Annotated in this window: 1 rRNA gene; it reads left to right on the top strand. The window is 41.5% G+C overall.

The features are described 5' to 3' along the window. Positions 1 to 126: 126 nt before the first annotated feature. Positions 127 to 224, top strand: a 23S ribosomal RNA gene (locus AAHE99_RS26735); the annotation flags it as partial.

The following is a 224-nucleotide window of genomic DNA, read 5'->3' as shown; positions in this document are numbered from 1 at the left end:
GTTCTTTAACAATCTGGAAGAAGTAAAAGTTTTATTAAGCGATATCGAAAGATATTACTTAGGGTAGTAGTAAAACTCATCAAACACAGTAGTAAGTGCTTGAACTTATAGCCGTCAAGGTTATAGGGACAAGTGACTAAGTGCACATGGCGGATGCCTTGGCGATTACAGGCGATGAAGGACGTAGAAGTCTGCGATAAGCTTCGGGGAGCTGACAAACAAGC

It is taken from the genome of Pseudoduganella sp. OTU4001, assembly GCF_038440195.1.
Lineage (GTDB): Bacteria > Pseudomonadota > Gammaproteobacteria > Burkholderiales > Burkholderiaceae_D > Rugamonas.
This window is presented reverse-complemented; position numbering and strand designations above follow the sequence as displayed.